Origin of the sequence: Stygiolobus caldivivus (genome assembly GCF_019704315.1) — an archaeon.
Classification (GTDB): domain Archaea; phylum Thermoproteota; class Thermoprotei_A; order Sulfolobales; family Sulfolobaceae; genus Stygiolobus; species Stygiolobus caldivivus.
The window spans coordinates 218,684-241,231 of sequence record NZ_AP024597.1 but is presented as its reverse complement, the minus strand read 5'-3'; the positions used below and the strand labels follow the sequence as shown (position 1 = coordinate 241,231).

Below are 22,548 nucleotides of genomic sequence, written 5' to 3'. Positions count from 1 at the left end.
TTTAGCTATATACTGTAGAGAAAGCTAAAAAAATAAACTTAGTTACATACTAATTTAATGGCAATTATTATCTAGCCCTTGTGCTACTAATAAGTAATAAATTATTTAGTAAAAGGAATCTCGCTACGGAGTGACGGTGTAGGTTAGAGAACATCATGTCTTAGCGGCAAAAAGCGACTCTATACTGCAGATGAGAGTGGAGATATTGTCGTCATTAAGCTACAAATTCTGGGATTAGCCTTCTCTCCCATGAGGCCAGCACTATGAAATACTCCACCATATTTATACTCCTGTTAACAGCCTTCTTCCCCCTCTTGACAAGCCTATCCCTCAGTGACCCGTTGGGGGTTAACCGGTAAGACTACCACCGTGTGGTTTTTTAACCGAAAGTAAACGCCATATCATCACTAACCTACCGTCGTCTGGCAAGTAGTCCTTGACCTCACGAAAGTATTCTCACCCCTATCACCCACAGAGTAAACTAGGTAAAAACCCGAGACTCGTGTACACGTGACAAGTGACTTGTAGGAAAGCCCCAGCGTTTCTGTACAAGTACGTCAACATCTCGTCAAAAGTAACGACTTTACCCTTGACTGAGCCTTATCCCACAAGTCCACGGCCTCCTCCTACTCCTGCACACCATAACGCTTTACCCGAGTGAGAACAGTACCCAAAGGAACGTTAAGCACCCTAGAAATAGCCCTCATGCCATTAGCATACGTCCTTAAAGTCTCCTCCCTCAAACTCCCACGGTTATAAACCCAAGTTTGTTAGAGGCGAAGCGTGTAGTGCCTCCTTGGAGTGGTGGTGATAAACTGCATTTGTAAGGAAGTACTTACCGCAATCCCTACACAAAAACCTCTGCCTACCCAGAGGCTTACCGCACTTAACGACGTGGTGACTACCACAAGAGGGACACGCTAAACCTTACCTAATTACCGTTCCTACCCATAAGTAATACTCGTTTTATACAAATATAAATAGCTTAATGACGACACTATCTCTATACTCGGGGTTAATACCTAAAGAAAAGAGATATAAAAAGAAATAATATAACATAGAAATAATATTGAAGAAATATCATACTAATAGTTAATTATTGCTTTATTTTATAAATTTTAAAAAAGAAATGATTCATTATTGTAGAGTTTAGTTAAAAATAAATACTCTTTTTTTAAAACTAAATTTTTGATGAAAAATGACAGCCATAGGAAAGGCTATTCTAGTGTTAATATTTGCGGGAACAATTTTTATGGCAGGATTCCTAATATATAATTATAGTATCACGTATTATCCGGTTCATGCTTATCACCCTCCACCCGTGAGTGTATCGACAACTTCTACTACTACCACGACTTCTACTACAACTACTACTACCACGACGACTTCTACTACAACTTCTACTCTTCCGCCCGGTGCTATAAAGATGCCTTATAACCCGTCTAATAAGACTGTCTTCCTCTACTTGGACTCCTCGAGCTCCGGTGACCCGATAAATTATAACGGTACTGATTATGACACTATACACGTTTATATCCCTGCTGGCTGGACCCTAATCGTGATCTATACTAATTATGCCCCGCTAAACCACGACGTAGTGATATTGCAGAACACTACTGCCACACCTACTGACAATATAGGTAATGACGGTAAGATCCTAGCTGTAGCAGGGGGTACACCTACAAACTATGAAACAGGGATATCGACCGGTTCCACAGCATCAACGTCCGTAACACTACCCGCTGGGATATATTGGTTCGCCTGCGGAGTACCGGGACACGCAGCAGCAGGGATGTGGGGGACAATAATAGCATCAACATCAGTAACAACACCATACATAATAATGACAAGCTAAAGACCTTTAATGGTCATTTATAAACTATAAAAATGTTATTTTGTTTTTTATAATAGATTTTTTAAAATCTTTTTTATCATTATTAAGCTTAATACAATATTTAGTAAATATGCATTATCTGATTTAAATAAATAAAATTTTTTAATAAATATGTATGTCTAAGCATATATATTATTTAGCTAATTAAGTTTTTTAATCATTTATATTTAACATTATAATAGCTTGGGTGAATATATAAATGAGCAAGGATAAGGGTGTAGACTCCAATAGGCGTGCAGTCATAATAGGTGGTGCGGCCGCTATAGCCGGAATAGCGGCTGGAATAGTGATAGGCGGAAACGCTTTCCCTAGGACTACAGTGGAAGAGAAACCGATTACTTCTTCGATTGTAAAAGAGGAGATAGGAACATCCACTACTACAGTCACTCAAACAGTAACTTCTACTACTTCTACTACAGCACCTCCTGTCTCAGTTCCAGTAGCATATGTAAGGCAAAAAGTAGCTAATTATAGTCAACTACAAGTTGGTACACCGATAACTACGAATTACATGGGATATACGGTATATATAGTCAGGACCGGGGTCCCATCAGTAGGGGGTGTAGGACCTAACGGAGATGTGGTAGGCTACAGCGCATATTGTGCACACATGGGTTATATTTTAGAATACGATCCTAATACAAGGTGTATGTTATGTCCACAGCACTTCTCACAGTACGACGCTACGGCGGGAGGTATGCAAGTAGTAGGTCACCCTAACCAGTTCTTACCTCAACTGATATTGGAATATGACGAGTCTACTGGGGACATTTATGCAGTAGGGTTTAACAGGCTAGTCTATGGTACATATAACACAGCTGCACAAGCATCATCTTCCCCTATGGGTGAGAGCTGATGTCCTCCACTTCTACTTCAACCAGTAGTGTGACCCCCGCAACAGGTCCCTCAGTTTACGGGGCACCCAACACTAAAGTGCCGCTACCCCCAGTGACCGCTCAGAGGTACCACTTGACATGTAGGTTCTGCAATGTAGGGTGTGGATATGACGTATTCGTATTCCCTGTTGGAGAAGAAGGAGGGCCTGCTGCAGGGCAAAACGCAATAGTGTATAACTACATTGATAAAGTATACGACTATAACTTACAAGGACATTATGCTGACTATACAAAGCCTTTATATCCGTTATCGGCAAATCCACCTACCGCTATCCCGTGGATAGGAGAAGGGATGGTAAGTAAGACAGTCACATATGACGAGACTACGGGTACATGGAAGCCTGTCTATATACTTGAGATACCTAGCTCTGAATGTCCTGTAAACCAAGGAAATTATTCTACCAGAGGAGGGAGGAACGCTAAGAGGATATGGAGCCCATTCCATGATAACGCAGCAGGGTTCAGGCAGTACCAGACCAGGATAAAAGAACCGTTAGTGAGGTGGAGCGGACAGCTACAGCCCGTAGGGTGGAGCTATATTATAGAGGTATTAGCTAAAGTCTTGAAGTACTACATGGACAACGAGACTTTCCCCTACCCCGACCCAGTGGGACCAGGGTCACTGCAAGTGATGGCGATAAGGGCTGACCACGGCGGCGGACAAGGAGGTGGAATAGTAAGTAACCTGATGCCCGGACTATTACTACACATGGGCGTTGCGACCCCGTTTGTGAGGTTCCACTACCAGGTAGCGTTCTCGTTGACAGAGGACGCATTATTGGAGTTGACAGGAGGTAATGGTACCGATACGGCTAGCATGTTAGATATAAGTATAACCGATGTAATGGTGATGTACGGGATTAATGAATACGTTACTTCCACAGTAAATCTAATTCAACACATCTTCGATAACTTAAGAGGCGTTACACAAAAGAGGAAGGCAACTTGGTTTGAGCCCGGTGAACCTACTCCGCCTGGGAAAGCGATTGTAGTTGAGGCTAGGCCATCAGAGACTGCACACGCTACAGCAGCAGCAGTAGGGTGTACTTTAGAGCAAGCTATGAGCGGTACTTGTAACGTCGACAGTAACGGAGAACCACAAGTCTTAGTGGTGCTGGTCAACCCCGGTACTGATACTCTGCTGATCAACGGTGTAGCGGCTTATATCTATCAGACATACCCGGACACTGTAAACTACTTCGTGCAACAGATATACCAAGGCTCTTCAGCTACGACGAACGGCTTTAACTTCGTAACAGACAACTATAACTTGTACACAGAGTATTTGCAGAACTTGATAAGTCAGGCTGGAGGCCTGAGTAACTTACTACAACAAGTCTCCTCAGAGACCGGGGTACCTGTTAACATTATCCAATTAATGGGCGATATGTTAGCCAAACCCAAGATGGGGAGTAACGGTACTGCTTACTATAAGAGAGTCCTGATCGAATTCGAGAAAGGGGTAATATGGTCAGGTAACTACACACCAATATATGCTTTAGGTGACCTAGCTGTAATAGTAGGTGCCACGTCAGGTAGACCCGGTACCGGTATATCAACAGGTTTCGGTCACCAGAGAGGAGGAGCATTCCCGTTACCTCCACCACCACCATGGTATCAGGACTTGAATTTGCCGTTAAACAAGGGCAGGATGTTATGGATACAAATGAGCAGTTATGTCCCCCAGCAACTGAAAGCTCAAGGGATGACCGTTAACGCCCAAAACGTAGCGAACTTCATAACCAACTTCTACAACCAGTATACCAAATCTCTAGTACCGCAGATATACCAGTATAACCCGGTAATAGACTACCTGATATACAGTGGTTACGGTAAGGTACTGTGGGTGTTCACGGCAGTCCCGTACAAGCTGACAATGGCAGGAGGGAAGTTGGCTTTAGCTATAAACCACAGGGCCCACTTGTTGCAAGAGTGTGTAGAGAACGTATTGTCCTTAGGAGTGCCTTCGCAAAGTGAGAGTTCGATTATTTCCAGTTCACCGTACTATAACACGAGTGCTGTAAGTGCTACAATACCCAACTTCCCGGACGCTGACACGTATGCAGAAGCAGTAATAGGGTGCCTGAGCGGTTCTAACGCTACTCCCGGTGCACTGTTCGTAGTAGGTAGTGATATAATACTAAACCAGAACCAGTTATTTGAGACGGCAGCTCACGTCTTGATACCACACGCGGCCAACCACGGAGAGACGTACGAACTGAGGTGGGACGGTCACGATAGGAGGTTGAGGCTAGTAGAGCCGTTTATGCCACCGCCCGGTATAGCGATGCCTGATGTGTGGGTATATGCGATGATCGCTTACAGGATATACCAGTTATACCAGAGTGAGGGTAAACAGAACTCACCTCAAGCACAGAGGCTGTATAACGCGTTCAACCCCATATGGACTTCCTTATCTAATAACATGAAGCAGAACTCCACGCCACTAACGCTGATACCCCAGTACTCGGAGAACTACTTCGACTATAACTGGTTCGGTATATACAGCGATATCTGGAGTAACTATGTAGCGAATGCCGGTAGCAAAATAGCATCGGTATGGCCATACGGGTTCTTCATACCTCACGCGCCTTTCGTGTTTACGCCATCCCAGACCCAGCTTTACTACCTATGGCTAGCAAGGACAATAGGAGTTCAGGTACCAATCTTAGGTGCCTCGTGTACCGGAGCCGTTTGTAGCCCCTCGTCCATGACCAGAGAAGCTGTCGCGCAAGCCTGTTCACAAGGAGGTACTATTACACTATACGGGTTAGTGAACTACTTCGAGCCTGTCCTACACAGTAAGTTCAGGGTAGAAGAGATCACAATTGACTGTAATAACGCGATAACCGTTGGTAATACGGTCTTACCGTTAATAACGAGGGATATAATATACGTCACTCCCGACCAAGTCCAGTCCATGTTCGGCTATTCATATGACACGCTAAAGGCAGCCGTAGTCAACACGTTGAACCCGTTCCCGATGCCGTATGTAGGGATATTCGGTTATGCAGTTCAGCAACAGAATAAGTACAAGTACTGGGTAAATAACGGCAGGTGGAACATAATCTTCCAGTCAGGGTGGACTGACTATCAAGTCCCGGAGATATACAGTAGGGTACCTTTCCCGATAATTGCCATGAACGCGCAGGACGCGTCAAATGAAGGTCTAGAAAACGGTGACATAATAATGCTGTATAATGACTGGGGTACGTTAACCGGTGTAGTGTGGATATCGAATACGGTAGCCCCCGGCTCGGTATTTGTGGCGATGGCATACCCGACATCGCCGGGCGCTAACCAGTTAACGACACCTACCGTAGACCCAGTGACTGATAACCAGATGGTCAAGTGGACGTGGGCTAATATAGTCAAAGTGGGGACGTTACCCGCAGAGGTTAAACAGCAGATAACATTTGCCCCAGTCCAGTTTAACATACCCAGTAGTTCGTGACAACCTTCTAAGTCAACTTTTTTCTCCTCTTTCCCTTAAATTTTATTTATATTGTTTTTATTATCATAAGTTTCTTTATTTTTATCCCAATAGCCTTTTATGCAAATCCTCTTTGCTTCATAAATTTTATCATAGAGATTGAAAAATAAAGGTAAGACGGTTATAGCTTTTTAGTATATAAACCAATTATTAATGATCTTTCAGCAAAATATATATGAATAGTTAGATATCAAACTAATTATCTAAAGTAAACTAAGCACAAGTACCCTATAATTCTAGGATAAGGGCTTATGGTATGAAGTGTCTTAGACCGCACGCTAACTTGATGGAATTGGCCATGCCTACAAGTTAGCCATTATTCATGTAAGGTTTTACGTGAAAGCCTTACGTCTGAGGCGTTTTCACCTGTTAGGCGACAGCTATCACATGCTTTTGCGTTAGAGCACTGGGTCCTCGACCGTTAAACGTAATAGGCTATGCAAATTAAGCTATTAGTAGAATAGAGTAGATAAGTTATTAAACTAAACTATTATTTATTATAATACGAGGTTTCCACGATTTTTTAATACATGTTATTCTCGACCCCATTAGTATCTGGTGTTCACCAAATATAAGCTACCGGTGTTGGGGTTCCATTTTTATCCCTACCCTTATAGCTATTCTTATACTGAATAAAATTAACTTTATTTATTTTTAAGACGATTTACACTTATGGGTAGTTCCGTCAAGCCCTTTTATTACGTCCCTTTTATGGTCATAGGTCTTATTTTGGTGTACCTCGCTCCGTTTTCCGACAGCTATTCTGTTTATGTAATTTTTGGTAACTTTTTGTTCTGGTCATCGCTACTGTCTTTACTTTTTAAAAGCGCGTTAAAGGGAGTTTTTAACTACCTGACAAGGAATATCACGGGTAAGGGTTACGTAATATATGGTATTTATCTGACATTTCATTACGTGGTATATAGCATAGCTTTGGAAAGGCTTTTAACTGCAATTTACGGCCAACTTTTCAGTATCAGTAGCTCCTTTGTCTCCTTTAACGTGTCACCCTATTACCCCGGTGGGCCTTACGCCACGCTAATTAACTTGCTCTTTAACCCTAGCCTGGCACTAGGGTTCCCCCCTAATTTCTTCTTAGAACTGACTTTCTACTCGATATCCATGGGGTTTTTAATAGGCGGGATAGTAACAGCTACTATCCTGAGGGTACTAGACATGTCAAAGTTCATAAAGGTTAGGGCTATCTTGGTCGCCCCTGTAATGGGTGTGATCGCAGGGGGGAGTTGTTGTGTTTCGATACCTTTAATACTAGCTACAGCTATCCCTGCAGCTAATGTCCTCCTTTTTGTACCCAGTGGAGAGACCGCTTTATTCTTGGCGTATATATTCTTACCCCCCGTTACGACGTTAGCCCTAGCCCTCCATTTCAGGACTTTATTCCCTAAACCGCCCAAGCAGATGAGGATGGTCGAGAGGAAAGAGGGGAAGTAAACAAGTGAGCTTGATATTTTGTGAAGTCTGGCAGGTCGTGTTTTTTTTTTTATTACGCGTTTTATATTCTTACGTTATTGCTCCTAGTTTTTCGATACTTTGCCCTATAATGGGGTGTAAGTTGTCGAAGTGGTGTTGGGGTTAGTCATTATGTCGTTATTAAGCTATAAACTGAGCACGAAAGTGAGCTCATTTAAGGCTAAGTGTGGGTAGGGTTTACTTGCCTCAAGCAGATAGAGGCTTCATAGTTTAGTGACGACATTGTGTTCAACTCCACTAACGTAAATTTGACTCAAGCTGATGTGTGGAGCAGTCATACTGCAGAATAAAGGTCAGTGTATTAAAGGTTGTCCTTTATACCTAGGAGATTAATAAGTGATAGTAGGGGGAAGACAATTGATATACATAGGTACTTCCGGGTGGCTCTATCCTTGGAACTCCGGGAAGTCATTGGATTGGTATATTAAAAATACGGGGTTTAACGCTGTTGAACTAAACGCGTCCTTTTACCGAGTCCCTTCACCCGAACAAGTAGAAAAGTGGAGAAATTACGAGGTCACTTGGGCTATAAAAGTTAACCGGAGGATCACCCACGTGAAGAGGCTAAAAGGAGTTAGAGGTGAGGTAGAAAAGTTTGTAGAGCTCTTCAAGCCTTTAAACCCCCGGTTTTACCTTTTTCAGTTACCTCCCAACTTCCACAAGACGAACGAAAACGTCCAAAGAGTTAATGAGGTCTGCGAGACTTTAGGGGATAGGGCTGCAGTGGAGTTTAGGAGTGTAGAGTGGTTTAAGGGTATACCGGACGTGAAGTGTGTCGTAGTCTCAATTGACTCCCCCATAGGTAATTACTACTTTAACTCTAATGGTATAATATACCTCAGGATGCACGGTAGGGATAACTGGTATTTTTATGAGTACTCGGCTAATGAGCTTAAAGAAGTAGCCGAAAAATTGGTAGCCCTAAACGCGAGGGATATCTTTGTGTTTTTTAACAACGACTTGTGGATGTTGGAAAACGGAAAGTTGATGAAGGAAATCCTCCTAAATAGCCAGAGCCCCTGAGGTCTACCTTCATTACGGTGTGAGCAAACGCAACGCTTGATGGCCATATGCCCAGCGTTTACGGGCTTGAATATCAATACTATACAAGTGAGGAGGGGGAAGAAAAACGGGGAAAAATGAGAAAAAACTAAATCTCGTAATAAAACAAAGCTAGGTCTTCACGCTATGTCTAAATTTACTCATAAGGTCTTCAATAGTTAGGTTATCATATTGACATGCTTCGACACAGTCACCACACCCCACGCAAGAAACCCTATTAGTATAACCTTTTTGTAGTATGTCTGTAGATATCGGTATTTTCACTGGGCAAGCGCTTTCACAGCTCTTAGCTTGGCAGGACCTGCAAGTGTTTACGTCTCTTGCCCTTACCTTGAACAGGACTTTGTTGAATACTCCCGCAAAAGTCCCGAAACCGCACCAACCCTGCCTTGCACAGCTGTAAGCCCCGAATACTGGTGTAAGGAAGTAAAAGAACCACCAGATATAGTTTAGCACAAACATACCGTAAAAGTTCAGCGGGTTAAGAGTAGTCATACCTATCCTAGGGGGCGACCACATATGGACTTCCATTGCGACGTATAGGGAGAAAGCCACGACCATAGGGACAAGGAAGAACCACCTCAAGTAATCCCAAACCTTGCTAGACTTTTTAGGCTTAAATTGGTCATAGAATACGTTAGTCCACATATGGGCTGACATACATACAGCGTTACAATAAGCCCTCCTACCGAACAAGGTAGACGCCAGTGCTACAGCGGCTAACGACAGGACGAATGGCAATAACGAGACTGGGAATATCATCCCGCTCATACCGAATACGTAAAAGTTTGTATAATAAGGTATAGCTATTACGAAGAGCGGGATCCCGACTAGGATCACTAACGCCCACTTTTTCACTTGTGAAGTCCTCGCTACCTTAAACCTCTCATAGACCAAGAAAGCCATCTCAGCCCCCATCATGATGACATAGAAGGGGCTCATAGTCGCAGACATCACTAGCATGAAAGAGGTCATAAATAAGTTAAAGAACGGGTCGGGAGTGGCGTGTAAAAACATGAGCCCCATAGCTAAGGGGTTAATGGGGAAGAGCCACCAGAAAGGGTTACTGAGCGGGCTCCTCATCATGTGCATCATTGGAGCTGAACTACCCATTCCTGACATTGAAGTTGGCATCATGGAGTGCATATGACTGGTCGTCATTGCGAACAACGAGTTGGTTATATTAAACCCCAGTACACTTTCTCCGAAACCCATAGTTAGCTCCGTCAGGTTTACCAGTATAAGGAATAAGAACGGGTACTTTAACGTGTAAGTTACCTTTTTAGCCGGGATATCCCTGATGACCAAGATAAAATACCAGACCATTGAAGTGAGTATTGAAAGTGAGGTTACCCACATGTCACTGAGTACCGCAAAAGTCGTCAACCCTAACATCATAAATAAGTCGAAAGCCGCCAGACTTAGGCTCACGAGTACTCCTTTAAAGCTAACTCTCCTAACGACTATCAGGTAGAGCGTAATGATATTAACGACCATTATTGCTGTAGACAATAGTGAGGCTATCAGCTCTATCTCTTTAGAGAACTGCACAAATATTGAGGGTAGGAAAGCCATAGAAATCGCAAAAGTAGCGAAAGAGACCTCAAATATGTCCTTCACCCTACTAATCAACAGGAAGAATATACCGTCAATCACCATCATTATCCCGAAGGCTATGTTACTCACGGCGTCAATTACTGGGTTGAACGCCCGCGGGCCGAAAGCTGAAGAGTAAAGGTACCCCATGCTGAACTCGTCAAACACGACTGAGAGGGATAAGAGTAGAGAAGTTACGTTATTTCCCCTAACCCTTATTACTTCGCTTTTGACCGATGCTGAGAGCAATAACGGGACTGAAGCTAAGAGGAGTAAGACAGGCTCTATTAAGAGCTTACCGTGGTAGAAGACTATATAGCCAAACGCTAGGCTCTCAACTCCCATGTAAAGTATTAGCGAGGAGAGGAAGAATACGGCCCTCTTATTAACGTATTCCTTCCTGAGGACAGTGTAAAGGATAAAGAAGTTTATCGCCATCATCCCGGTTATATATACTAGCGAAGCGAACTGTGGGACTGTAATTACAAATCCCCCTTGCATAATGAGTTTTTAGATTTTATGTATAAAAAGTCAATTTATAAAAATCATTATAAAATGTAAGATCTTTAGGATAAGTGAAATATAACTATTAAGTTAAATAAAATAATAACATTTAGTCACTTTCTTGATAAGGCAAAGGGACAAGATCATTTTGAGCCAGTCCATTTGGGGAGTAATAAAGTTAAGTAATTGTATTTCGTAAGGTAAAATAGTTAAAAACTCCAGTGATGTTTTACGTAAAATCTTTTTGTCGGCGTGTTTTTACTAATTAGACATGTGATATTATATACTTCACGACTAGAAAACAGGTGTTGTTAAACATATAACATAAAATTAAGTATAAATATTCACGTAAATGTTTAGTGCATATATAATGCCCGCTTTTAATAAATACTACTCCGGGTAGCTGACATAAAGGTCATGTAACAAGGTGTACTTGCACTAATTATGACTTAAAAAATAATATATCAGGATAATTTTACACAAAGTGTTGTACGTGAGTACCTTCTATCTATTTACTACCTAAGCCCGTTAATGCCACTATCAAACCGGTTCACCCGTTACAGGATCAAGGTCTTGTATGGTAAAATATATACTAATAAAAAGCATAAATATTTCTAAATGAAAACTAGTTCATTTCCATTACTCTTCTTCCTCAGGTACCACTTTCCGCTTCTCGGGCACCTTAGCTTCCTCAACTGCTTTTTTCATCTCCTCTACTTCTTTTTGCGGGAGGGGCTCTATCTCGGCCTTGAAGTTGGTTATTCTCAAGTACTTGTCCCACTGTATTACTATCCCCTCATCCGTTATGTCCATAGGGTGCCTGACCATAGAAATTCTCGTATCCCTCATTTTCCATACTATAACCGACCTATACATTTTCCCCTCGAATTCATCAAGGTCAAGCCTGATTATCCCGTCTACAGCGTGCTCCACACCGGGCCCTCCGAAACCCCTCTCACCCACCGACACTTGGCTTACGAAAAAGGCAGTGCACCCTAGACCCGATATTAACCTCTTTAACGTCATTACTATCCCCCTAGCTATTGCGGGCTTCGTCAGGTAAAGTGTACTAACAGAGTCTATTGCGACCCTACTAGCCCCAATTTCTTTAATCGCACTCCTGAGTACTTCTGAGAACTCCTTTACGTCGTCCACATTTTTCACCACGTACTTTTCCTTCTGAGCAGTAGAACCGTAGCCAGACGTAAATGCGTCAACTACGGCAAACTTACCTTCCCTCTCATACTTAGTTATGTCCCAACCGAAGTGGTGGAAGCTCCTTATTACCGATACCGGGTGCTCTTCTAACGTGACATAAACCCCGTTTTCCCCTTTTGTCAACCCGTTGTAGATAAACTGCTTAGCCATAATAGATTTCCCAGTACCGGGGCCTCCTGATAGGAGGACTATATTCCTTTCAGGTATCCCGCCGTAAAGTATCTCGTCCAGCCCGGGTATATATGTCCTGACTCTCCTTACTTCCATACCGCTTCTCTCTACTCGTATGAATTTATTATTAATTGTAACTTTTATAGAAATAAAAATAGAAATTGTGAAAATATCACCTAGAATGACATGGTGGTATTGGGTGTTAGACGTTTTCCGTGTATTTCGCCAAACAAAGCCTAAAACTTCAACAAGTGCTCGTGCTCAAAACCCTTCCATGCCGTACTTTTGTATGCCTCCCTTAAACAGTATGTGTTGTAGCTCTTGTAGCTTCATTTTTCTCTGTAACACCGCGTAATCTTCATAGAAAAAGTGTCCTCACTCGGGTTACTGGACGCAAGAACGATCTTGTCATAATGGACGTGGACTGTCACACGTCAGAAGGATTCCCGACATAAACATAATTAGGTTTTGACAATACAGTGATCAAGTATGGAGTTCACAGTCAAGTGCTCAAGATGCGGTAGAGAGAGGGAAAACATATACGAGATAACATGTCCGAGGTGTGGGGGACCTTTTAAGGTAGAAATAATGGGGGACTACACGCCGGAGGTGCGGGAAAACTTCCCTTACCTGAGGGAATGGGTCTCATTAGGAGAGGGGAATACTCCCCTTCTTAAGGTAGGGAAACTTCGCTTCAAACTCGATTTCCTGAACCCTACCGGTTCGTACAAGGATCGCGGGTCTGTGACCCTCATATCTTACTTAAAACAAGTAGGGATAAAAGACATATCGGAGGACTCTTCGGGCAATGCCGGTGCGTCAATTTCAGCCTACTCTGCAGCTGCAGGGATTAATGCTACTATTTTCGTACCAGAAAACGCCAAAGGCAGTAAACTCAGACAGATAGAGAGTTACGGAGCTAAGGTAGTTAAAGTGAAAGGTAGTAGGGACGACGTCATGAAGGCTGCTATGGGCTCGGGGAAGTATTACGCTTCCCACATACTTCAGCCTTTTTTCAGGGATGGGATAAGGACCCTAGCTTATGAGATCATCTCACAGTACAAGGACACGAGGGAGATAGTGATACCTGTGTCAGCAGGGACTTTACTTTTAGGGCTTTATGAGGGGTTAACCCACCTATTAAGGAGTGGGATTATAGAAGAAAAGCCTAAAATAATTGCGGTTCAGACAGAACAAGTTATGCCGTTATGCGCGAGTTTCCATAAAATACCTTATACTCCCCCCGAAAAGGTTGACAGTATAGCAGACGCGTTAGTGTCTACACAACCCGTATTACTACCCGAGATGATGAAAGCAATAGACGAATGTGTTGTGGTGAAGGAAGAGGAGATATTAAGGTCTTGGAAGGACCTCGCTAGGATGGGCCTCCTTGTTGAGTACAGTTCTGCCACAGTCTTAGCAGGGAGTGAAAAAGTAGACTTACAAGACCCCGTCCTAGTCCTTACCGGTAGTGGCCTCAAGACCTTCTGACTTGATTATCTCACACGACATTATGGACTTACCGTATTGTACAGCGTGGTTTATAGCCATCGTTATTATCCTTTTCACATCTTCGTCGGCTATGTAGTAATAAGAAAACTTCCCTTTCTTCTCCACCTTCACCACTCCGCAGTTCTTTAAGCAGGAGAGGTGGTGAGAGATCAAGGACTGGGATTTACCTAAGCCCTCGCTTAACTCTTGGACTGTTGCGCTGCCTTTTTCCATCAAATATAACACTATCGTCAGCCTTGTCCTATCAGAAAGGGCAGAAAAGAATGACGCCATAACGGTTACTAAATTTTCATTCACACATAGGATTAGAAAAGAGAGATAATTAAACTCTTTTTATATGTAGCCGAAATACCGGGAAGCATTTACTAAAAATCGCGGTAGTTGGTTATTTACCCTGAATACTTACCTTTACAAAACGAACGACAAGCATCATTGTTAGGGCCGGGTAAAGCCCTTTAACATTGGTAACGGTTTAAAGCACAGGCTATTTTGTGGGGAGAGTCCGTACAGTCCGGCAACTATAAACTTCCCACATGATTTCAGCACTCGTCTGCACTCCCTAGCGTCCCTAAGGAGCGGATGTGAAGGGGGGAACTCAGGCGTGGGTATGGCCTGGAGCCTCGTGGTCTACTGTTAGTGGGTGGAGCGTAGTGGTAGACCCTGCTAACTATGAATGATGAAGAAGTAAATCACGAATCTATAAACCATCCTAAGAGGACCTTTGTCGTGGGTCTACCGTCGGCGGGGTAGGAGGCTAGCTGAGAGGACTATCAATAGTGTATAATGCGGAGTACGATTAGGCTGTTATTTTTTCTTTTTAGGTTACCTAACAACACATGTAGATAGAGGTTTTGTTGGGTCAGTTGATACTCTCAACGTATTGGGCCGCTTTTCTCCAGTCCTTCTCGTACGCCTCAGATAGAGTTTTGAAATTAGGATCTTGCATTACTTCCTTTATCCCCTTTACGTTAATCTTATTTATGACACCCTTTTCTTTGAGCTCAAGGATTAGGTATACGACGTTGAGTTTGATGTGTATATTGAGGGGCTGGTCTAGTAGCTCGTTGAGGTAGTCATCAGAAGGTTTTTCAACTAACCCTATCTCCAAGAAATATGGGAGTAAGCTCCACGAACTTATCCTCGTGTACGGGTCTCCCCTTAGGGCTTTCTCAAAATACTGGATATTAGACTTAAGGAGGTCTATCGTGACCACTCCTTCTTTCCAAAGGTCGTAAGCTATCCACCATGCGTTTATGTCACCTTCCCTTAACGCTCTAGCCAGCTCCTTCTCGTCATAGTCCCCTTTGTCTATCACACCCAGTTTAATCAACTGGGGGAGCATTTGCCATGCGTGCAGCGCAACATCTATGTCTTCGTCTTTCAATAACTCGAGGAAGTAGCGCTTAAGAGACCTTAGGTCTATAGCGTTATATAGTATGTCAGCCTTTTTCCAGCCGTCAAGCCTATCGTATTTATTTTCTGCTTTCAGCAACCTCTCATAAAACTCCTTGTTCACGTATAAATATGTGTATCTATACACTAAAATATTTATCTATTAGATTTGAAATAAATTAAATATAAGGAAAAATATATTTATAAAAATTTGTGTATGAGAGAAATTCTTATTTTAACTAGACTAAATGATAAAGAATAACGTGATTATTAACTATTATTCAGATATATTAAATGATCAAAAATGGCTAAACCATATGTAGCTATAAACATGGCAGAAGTTAAGAATGATCCTAAGACACTAGAGCTTTTTGGCAAAGTAGGTCCGAAGGTCTGTATGGTAACAGCTAGACACCCCGGCTTTGTAGGTTTTCAGAACCATGTACAAATAGGAGCAGTGCCGCTAGGGACTAGGTGGGGAGGAGCAAAGATGGAGATGAGCCAAGAGATGCACAGCTTAACGTTAATGCAGTATACGTTTTGGAAGCATTGGAAAGACCACGAAGAGATGCACAGACAGAACTGGGCTAACTTATTCAGGTTATGTCTACAGTGCTCCGACCAGATGATCTGGGGGCCTTATGAACCCTTATACGAGATAGTGTATGCAAACATGCCGTTAAACACGGAGATGACAGACTTCACAGTAATGGTAGGTAAGAAGTTCGCTTCAGGCGAAGCTGTTTCGATCCCTCCGATCTCCCAGCCCTACGGCAAAAGAGTGGTAGCGTTTGGTGAACACGTAGTAAAAGAGGGGTTAGAAAGCCAATTTGAGGAAAATGCTATAAAGACTTTAGAGGCCTTCAGGTCTGCCCCAGGTTTTCTAGGAGGTATGATACTCAAAGAAATCGGGGTCTCACCTTTAGGGAGTCTACAGCTTAACGCTAAGGGCTTCCACCAGATATTAGAGACTGCAAACGGAATGGACGTACCAGAGCCAGTTACCATATACGAGGCCCCCGAGTTCAGGAATAGGCCCCAAAGGTATATAGTCCACACGGAATGGAGTGATACCAATGCTTTAATGTTTGGTCTTGGCAGAGTACTGATACATCCCGAGGTGAGGCAGATACACGATAAAGTATTAGATACGCTAGTTTTCGGCCCCTATATAAGAGTCCTAAACCCGATGATGGAAGGCACGTACTGGAGAGAATACTTAAACGAATATCACTTGTAACTTTTTTTAATATACTTTTTTAATGAAAAATTTTAAACTCTTTACTACCTGGTATGTCTTTCGCACATCTTTGTGAACTGTAATTATCTCTAGAACTAGTATTATAATTCAATGCACAAATAATACAGCATACGTAAAAATATTCCGTGTAGTCTAAATTATAACCTCTTATAATACGCTTTTTTATATGTGCTACCACATTAATATTATAGTATATATTTAAAAATTGTGTGATATAACTTTGCAAGGTAAATGGAATCCACAAAAGAGATCTGAAAGACTCTACACTCTTCGCTTGACTTGACATGAACAAAATCTCTTGTTTAAAGTCAAAACGAGTGAAGTAGAGGGGAAGACTTGTGCACTGATTAAGGTATACGCTTACTTATCTTCTTGGACTTTTCAAGCAGCAGAAGAATCTCGTTACTTCCACAAGTGTCACTTTCTATTACGAAGATTGGTATATCAGGCTTGACTTTATTTATAGAAGTGGTGATTGTTTCCCCGTCTAGTCCAGCCGGTATTAAGAGTATAATCTGTTCCACATCTTTCGGAATTATCAGCTTAAAGAATTTTTCAAAATTACTAACGAGACTTAAGGGTATTTTTATTTTCTGTACTACTTCTGAACGGAGCTGAAGCACGTGAAATATATTGTCTCCCGCTCCTAAATAGCTCTCCATAGCGAACCATAGTCAATGATTAATTTCATTTTTATAAATTTATGTTAAATAATGTTAACAGACTTGGTTTTTATATCCTGCTAAAAGTTTAAACAGGGGGGTGTGTTATGTCTGATTCATTTTCATAGATTCACTAAGGAGACTAATCTGTTTCTTGTAGCTTGAATGCGTTTGTGACCCCTGATAAGAAAAAATATTGAGTGCTTATCCTCGAGAAAATTGACAGAAATACAAACTAGATTAATGTTGATATTATATCAGTTTTCCGCACCTTGTACGATAAAACACTAAACTGTTTGTGACACAAGTCTACCCACCCTGTTCGCAACTACCCCGGCAAACGCACCAAAGGGCGTATTGCCAATAATATACGTGATCAAGTAATATACTACCGCTTGTGCGTTGAATATACGCCCGAAGACTATAGGGGCTATTGTACCCATAGTGAAGATTGGGTGGACAAAGGAAGAAACAAAGCCCAAGATCCCTCCTTCTACTATTGATACTAGTAAAACACCTTTACCGGTCGTCTCACTAACTCCAAATATGTTCCCTTTAGTAAAGTAAACCATTAAGTCGAGATATAACCCGTAAGTTAACATGTCCTCGATCAGCCACAAAGGCTCCCCTCGTACCCCGAAGTGTATTATATCCCCGACTAGGTCAAATACAGCTGCTGCAAATATCCCAGACCCTACTTTTCTCACCACTGCTACCGTTATGAACAATACTAAGAGCCTAAACCAGACAGGTGGGTTTACTATGGGGTAAATACCGTTAGGTAGAAAAATGAGGTCCCCTATAAAGTGGTCAGCTACCGCAGCAATTGCTCCCCCTATGCCCAAATACGTTAAGTCTAGAGTGGTGAACTTGGGCTTTACCCTCAAGAGCATGAATACAGCGGCTATCCCTGCCACCATGAAATAAGCTATTACAACAGGGATTGGAGTAAAAGTCTGCACGACTAGGGACGACATTTATTTCCTCCTCCTGAACGCAACAATACCCCCTACTACTAGCAGGATTATGATTACTACTACTACCATGTAAAGCAGTGTGAAGTTGGACGAGGTCGATACTGTGTGGGTAGTTATGTTGGGTGAAAGGAAGTAACTTATAGAATTAGAGCCGTAATTTAGTACATATACGTAATTGTTTTGAGGGTCAAATATGATTCCGTTAGGGGAATTGCCCACTGTGACCAAGTACTTTACTTCCCCGTTTGTACTTATTACCGCCACTAAATCGTTATGGTGGGCTATACTGAGTAAGACGTAGCCGTCAGCGGGGTCATAGGTTATTTGCGAATAACCGAATATCCCGGTATCTGGTGGGGAGAACGACGCGGTAGCTACTACCTTACCGCTAGTCACGTTTATGAACTCCACTTGTTGGTTATACGTCGCAACGGCAAGTAGGTCCGGGGGTACAAAGGTCATCGTGTCAACCACGGTAGCGTTGATCTTGATCTGCTGAGTGACTTTCATAGTAGATAGTGATATGCCGTCTATAACATTATACCCGTAAGCCCCTACATATATCGTGTTAGTGTAATTGTCATAAGCTAAAGCCTGAGGGTTGGGTTCCACTGACACAGAGCCTATTTCTCCAGAAGGTGTGAAGAAATAGACTTTATACCCATTAGAAGCCGTTACTGCGACGTACTTACCTGCGGTCAGTATATCGGGGTACTTACCTACGTGGGGTATGTTATATGTTGATATGACTTTCCCGTCCTTTAGGACTACTAAGGGGCCTTTTTGGTATATTACGAACAAGTAACCTTGGTCATAGGCCACCTTAAACGGGTCTGCTGGGTCATGTGGGAGTGGGATGGTATTAACTATTGTGTTGTTCTCTATGCATTGGAGCTCAAAAGCGCCTTGTGCGACTATTATTATCTTACCGTCAGCGTATACTCCGTAACTGGGCCCTGAAGCCGTAGAAATCGTATTTACGGTTATAGTTGAAGCTGAGACCAGGATCGAGGTAATTAATAATAAAATAGCCAAAAGGGTTATTCTGTTCATGTAGGAATATTACTGTATTTTAATATTTAAACTTAATCATATTTCTCTTTTTTAAATTTTATTTCGAGATAATATAACGAACGAGTTAAGCCCGACCTCTGTTTGTATCAGCAAGTGTAGTTGTCCTGATAAGTGAGGTCTATGCCGTCGTTTACGGTTATAGCGGTGTAGAATTTTACGTAAATGCCTCCTCCCCTTCCGAAATTTTTTATATTTGGTTCTAAATTAGGGGACTAAGCCCTTATTTACCATCTAACAAACTCTTCCGCCCTACACTAGCTAATCCTTACCCTTTATAAACTCCCTGAGTATATACCGTGTACGCAATACTTTTACGTTAAGTCTATGTGCCCACCCAACTATCGAATATAAAGTGTTACATAATTATTCTACGGTCAAAGTTTAAAGGACAAGATATCAAGACTATCGAGTGTATTAGTGAGAAAACCCTTACCCTTTAACACTTGACGAAGTATAAATGTGCGAGATAATATACTTCATTGCCATAATTTTTCAATAAATGGTAAGGTGTTAGGTAAACCTATCTTTAAATACTTCTATTCTAAAAAATCTTTTGGTGACGTAAACATATATGATCCTCAACAACTTTTTTGAGGACTTAACGGGAGTGGGAGAAGGGCGACTTTTATTATCACGTCTTATCCCCCGACAGAGTATTGGGGTAATATATGTCAGGCTGACCTCTGAGGGGCCCTCCTGCTCGCATCTCACTATGTGCAGGACTATACGGATGGCGAAAGTACAGATAATAAGAATAATGAGACACGCAGAAAGGGTAGTATGTGCGGGATAGGGCGGTATTTATGAACAGGAAAACGCTGGCCATTTTGTCCTTAGTCTTGGTCTTGCTGATCGCGACCGAGCTGTTTCTTGTACTATACTATCACTATAAGGTCCATGTGAACTATTCGATCTTTTCTCCCCCATCATCTACCAGACCGCAGTTTTTCTTCCCTAACACGTCATTAAAGGGCATTAACCTGACGTTACCGATATCCGTTAAGTCGTTGATAGAATACTATTATAATATTACATATAATTCCTCTCTGGAGCTCTTTTCAGAATGTCCTTATGTCAATAAGTATTATGTAGAAAGTGATAACTTGCTCGCGGTAATAGCTTTAAAATACCTTAATAACTCTCTATGGAAAACAGTCTGGCAGAATATTGAAAGTAATTTAACCCTGTCCCCTTATCTGGTCTTAGCGGGTATACATAACTTCTCGTGGGAGTTTAAGACACCCGTAAACGTAAAGGTCTGGGGACCCATTTATACGGTGAGCTTTAACAAGTCACCAGATTACCTCTCATGGTACGAATATGCAGACACGTCGTTACTTTTTGCGATATATGAAGCGGAGAACGGGAATATCACCCTTGCTGAAAAGGTATTTTCTATTGTAATTAACGACTTTTGGGACGGCTACGGTTTTGCTGACGAGAGCTTCTCCAACGGGTCTTATACGTCTTATAAGTTAGCCTTAGCAGTGATCGCGTGGAAATATATCGGCTCCTATAACCAGACCTTTGCTGAGAAGTATTTGCCCATTATAAAAAAGATATACCAGATCTCGTCCCACCTGCTGTCCCCTATTGGGGGTTTCTTCACAAACTATGAGGTGTTGAACGGCACTATTGTCCCCATTGGAAATGTAAATACAGAGACTACGTCTCTCTTCACAATAGCTCTGTTTATGCCTTGACGGTAACCCTTATGTGTAGGCGTAGAAGCATGTTTGGGTAGAGTTTGGCTACACCCAAAGGCGGAACCTCTGTTTCATGCAAGAGGTCTACTAATGGTATAGCAAACACCCAGTCTGTGGAAGTCGTTTCGATAACAGTTTGCCCGACTATTACGGGTTGCTGTCTTATTATGAATGGAGTATGATATACATTAATTACTTTTCCGCCGCTTGCATTTAGTACAACTATATTGGGACCGGTAGTAACAATAAGGAAATTTTTGTATAGTAGTGGAGCACTTTGAATCACCGTGTTAGATATTTGAGGAGACGACCATAAGAGTTTTCCTTGGAGATTGAAAGCCTCGACAGTCCCTGTAATCGTGGGCAAGTAAATTGTACTATTTATGACTAAAGGATTATAACCGTTATTTGTATCGCTTGGATGTACAGTCTTATTAGTAACATTTTCTAAAACAAGGATTTTACCAGTACTTGCATTAGCTATAAGCAGTACCTCCCTAGCTTTTATATCGGATAAATAAGGTCCATGACCGGATCCGTAACCTAAGAAACCGTCAACTAAATAACCGTTATACACGCCAGGGACGGCATCCCCGACACTGGACGTGACAGCGAAAGGTAATTTTATTATCCAAGCTAGACTCCCGTTCTTAATATACACACCTACGATTGCAGATGTATTTACTGGATAGGCTTCTGAAAATCCAGCTATTACTATACCGTTATAATAATCAAGAGACGCCATATTGCCACTTCCGTTATAAGAGAATTTCCATAATACCTTTCCGTTAAACGGATTTACACCGTAAATGTTTCCATCACCGTCATCGAACACCAGCTTGTTATTAACAATGATCCTTGTAGGCATTGCTTGAGATTTAGTTAAGATAAACCATAAAGGTTTCCCTGTAGTAGCGTTCAAAGCCAGTAGTCCACTTACGCCAGTATATTGTCCTCTATGTCCACCTCCGTAGGCGTTGAGTAGCCCTTGTTGGTAGTTAAACATAGCACCTCCTAACCCTAGATATAAAATTCCATGATAAACTAGTGGCATCCACATGGACAGTGTACTTGGTAAGGGAAGCTTAAAAATAATCTTTCCGGTATAGACGTTAATCGCGTATACTGGCCCTGAATTTGACGCGACAAATACTATCCCATTAGCCTCAGACGGGCCCACTGCACACCCCACGGTCTGTCTATAAGCTGCTGCCCATCCCTTTCCTAATGAGTTAACGTTATGTGTCCACAAAGTTAGGTTCATAGTTAAATGATAATGGTAAAAACCACGTGACGTTTAAATTTCCTTTTATTATAGGTTCACGATTAGAAGTATAACTAAACATTAAGAAACCATTGTTGAAAGTTGAAGAATTTAAATTATCCTCACTGGAAGGGTAATAACAATCCACAAAGTTAATTCCGTCTAGATATACACTATACTTAACTACTTTGATAGAAGGAGAGGAAGGAGGAGTTGCTAAATAGTTATTTCTAGAATTAGCAACATTATACCCTATCTCGAACTAGAACACAGAAAAAACAATTATAACTATAATAATTAAAATAATGTATCTATTATAATTAAATTTTTTCTTAGTTATATCTAAATAAATGTAATTTATGAGACATTTAAATA

General features: G+C 41.9%; 16 protein-coding genes and 1 pseudogene. 8 read left to right on the top strand and 9 right to left on the bottom strand.

The genetic code is table 11. The annotated features are described in order from the left end of the window. Nucleotides 1-214: 214 nt before the first annotated feature. Nucleotides 215-924 (bottom strand): annotated as a pseudogene (locus KN1_RS01140) (IS1/IS1595 family N-terminal zinc-binding domain-containing protein); the annotation flags it as partial. A gap of 274 nt (nucleotides 925-1,198) precedes the next feature. Here KN1_RS01140 and KN1_RS01135 point away from each other — a divergent pair. The 5 genes from KN1_RS01135 to KN1_RS01115 all read left to right on the top strand — a co-directional run bounded on the left by KN1_RS01135 (nucleotide 1,199) and on the right by KN1_RS01115 (nucleotide 8,797). Next, nucleotides 1,199-1,855: a sulfocyanin-like copper-binding protein gene (locus KN1_RS01135; protein ID WP_221288920.1), complete on the top strand. Its 657-nt coding sequence runs from the start codon at nucleotides 1,199-1,201 to the stop codon at nucleotides 1,853-1,855. Between the two features lie 238 nt (nucleotides 1,856-2,093). Next, nucleotides 2,094-2,750 (top strand): arsenate reductase (azurin) small subunit, encoded by a 657-nt coding sequence (locus KN1_RS01130; RefSeq protein ID WP_221288918.1) that lies wholly within the window; start codon nucleotides 2,094-2,096, stop codon nucleotides 2,748-2,750. Further along, the gene (locus tag KN1_RS01125; protein WP_221288916.1) at nucleotides 2,750-6,244 is read left to right on the top strand and encodes a molybdopterin dinucleotide binding domain-containing protein; all 3,495 of its coding nucleotides are present in this window, start codon (nucleotides 2,750-2,752) and stop codon (nucleotides 6,242-6,244) included. The genes KN1_RS01130 and KN1_RS01125 overlap by 1 nt, the downstream gene beginning before the upstream one ends. A gap of 711 nt (nucleotides 6,245-6,955) precedes the next feature. Beyond that, nucleotides 6,956-7,735 (top strand): hypothetical protein, encoded by a 780-nt coding sequence (locus KN1_RS01120; RefSeq protein ID WP_221288914.1) that lies wholly within the window; start codon nucleotides 6,956-6,958, stop codon nucleotides 7,733-7,735. 375 nt (nucleotides 7,736-8,110) lie between these two features. Continuing rightward, nucleotides 8,111-8,797 (top strand): DUF72 domain-containing protein, encoded by a 687-nt coding sequence (locus KN1_RS01115; RefSeq protein ID WP_225905749.1) that lies wholly within the window; start codon nucleotides 8,111-8,113, stop codon nucleotides 8,795-8,797. Nucleotides 8,798-8,947: 150 nt separating this feature from the next. Here KN1_RS01115 and KN1_RS01110 read toward each other — a convergent pair whose 3' ends face one another. Together KN1_RS01110 and KN1_RS01105 are read right to left on the bottom strand one after the other, a co-directional pair. After that, complete coding sequence (locus KN1_RS01110) at nucleotides 8,948-10,933, bottom strand: 4Fe-4S binding protein (protein ID WP_221288912.1); 1,986 nt, start codon at nucleotides 10,931-10,933, stop codon at nucleotides 8,948-8,950. A gap of 642 nt (nucleotides 10,934-11,575) precedes the next feature. Further along, on the bottom strand, nucleotides 11,576-12,421 hold the full coding sequence (locus KN1_RS01105) for a KaiC domain-containing protein (protein ID WP_221288910.1): 846 nt from the start codon (nucleotides 12,419-12,421) through the stop codon (nucleotides 11,576-11,578). Between the two features lie 393 nt (nucleotides 12,422-12,814). Here KN1_RS01105 and KN1_RS01100 point away from each other — a divergent pair, with 393 nt between their 5' ends. Beyond that, nucleotides 12,815-13,816, top strand: coding sequence for a pyridoxal-phosphate dependent enzyme (locus tag KN1_RS01100; RefSeq protein WP_221288908.1), 1,002 nt, complete (start codon nucleotides 12,815-12,817; stop codon nucleotides 13,814-13,816). On the opposite strand, the gene KN1_RS01095 is transcribed toward KN1_RS01100, so the two are convergent. Then, entirely contained in the window at nucleotides 13,781-14,110 is a 330-nt protein-coding gene (locus tag KN1_RS01095) for an ArsR/SmtB family transcription factor (protein WP_221290419.1), read from the bottom strand. The genes KN1_RS01100 and KN1_RS01095 overlap by 36 nt on opposite strands. Nucleotides 14,111-14,696: 586 nt before the next feature. Continuing rightward, nucleotides 14,697-15,353: a hypothetical protein gene (locus tag KN1_RS01090; protein WP_221288907.1), complete on the bottom strand. Its 657-nt coding sequence runs from the start codon at nucleotides 15,351-15,353 to the stop codon at nucleotides 14,697-14,699. Between the two features lie 180 nt (nucleotides 15,354-15,533). On the opposite strand from KN1_RS01090, the gene sor reads away from it, so the two are divergent. Further along, nucleotides 15,534-16,469 carry a sulfur oxygenase/reductase gene (gene sor, locus KN1_RS01085; protein WP_221288897.1) on the top strand — a complete coding sequence of 312 codons (936 nt, stop codon included), beginning with the start codon at nucleotides 15,534-15,536 and terminating at the stop codon, nucleotides 16,467-16,469. A 368-nt stretch (nucleotides 16,470-16,837) separates the two neighbouring features. On the opposite strand, the gene KN1_RS01080 is transcribed toward sor, so the two are convergent. From KN1_RS01080 to KN1_RS01070, 3 genes are all read right to left on the bottom strand, one after another. After that, entirely contained in the window at nucleotides 16,838-17,113 is a 276-nt protein-coding gene (locus KN1_RS01080) for a DUF4898 domain-containing protein (protein WP_221288895.1), read from the bottom strand. A 326-nt stretch (nucleotides 17,114-17,439) separates the two neighbouring features. Next, a complete protein-coding gene (locus KN1_RS01075) occupies nucleotides 17,440-18,129 on the bottom strand; it encodes a hypothetical protein (protein ID WP_221288893.1) in 690 nt (229 codons plus the stop codon). Beyond that, nucleotides 18,130-19,182: a YncE family protein gene (locus KN1_RS01070; RefSeq protein ID WP_221288892.1), complete on the bottom strand. Its 1,053-nt coding sequence runs from the start codon at nucleotides 19,180-19,182 to the stop codon at nucleotides 18,130-18,132. An 824-nt stretch (nucleotides 19,183-20,006) separates the two neighbouring features. Here KN1_RS01070 and KN1_RS01065 point away from each other — a divergent pair. Continuing rightward, nucleotides 20,007-20,906 carry a hypothetical protein gene (locus KN1_RS01065; RefSeq protein WP_221288891.1) on the top strand — a complete coding sequence of 300 codons (900 nt, stop codon included), beginning with the start codon at nucleotides 20,007-20,009 and terminating at the stop codon, nucleotides 20,904-20,906. Here KN1_RS01065 and KN1_RS01060 read toward each other — a convergent pair. Continuing rightward, nucleotides 20,896-22,173 carry an outer membrane protein assembly factor BamB family protein gene (locus tag KN1_RS01060; protein ID WP_221288890.1) on the bottom strand — a complete coding sequence of 426 codons (1,278 nt, stop codon included), beginning with the start codon at nucleotides 22,171-22,173 and terminating at the stop codon, nucleotides 20,896-20,898. The genes KN1_RS01065 and KN1_RS01060 overlap by 11 nt on opposite strands. Between the last annotated feature and the right edge of the window lie 375 nt (nucleotides 22,174-22,548).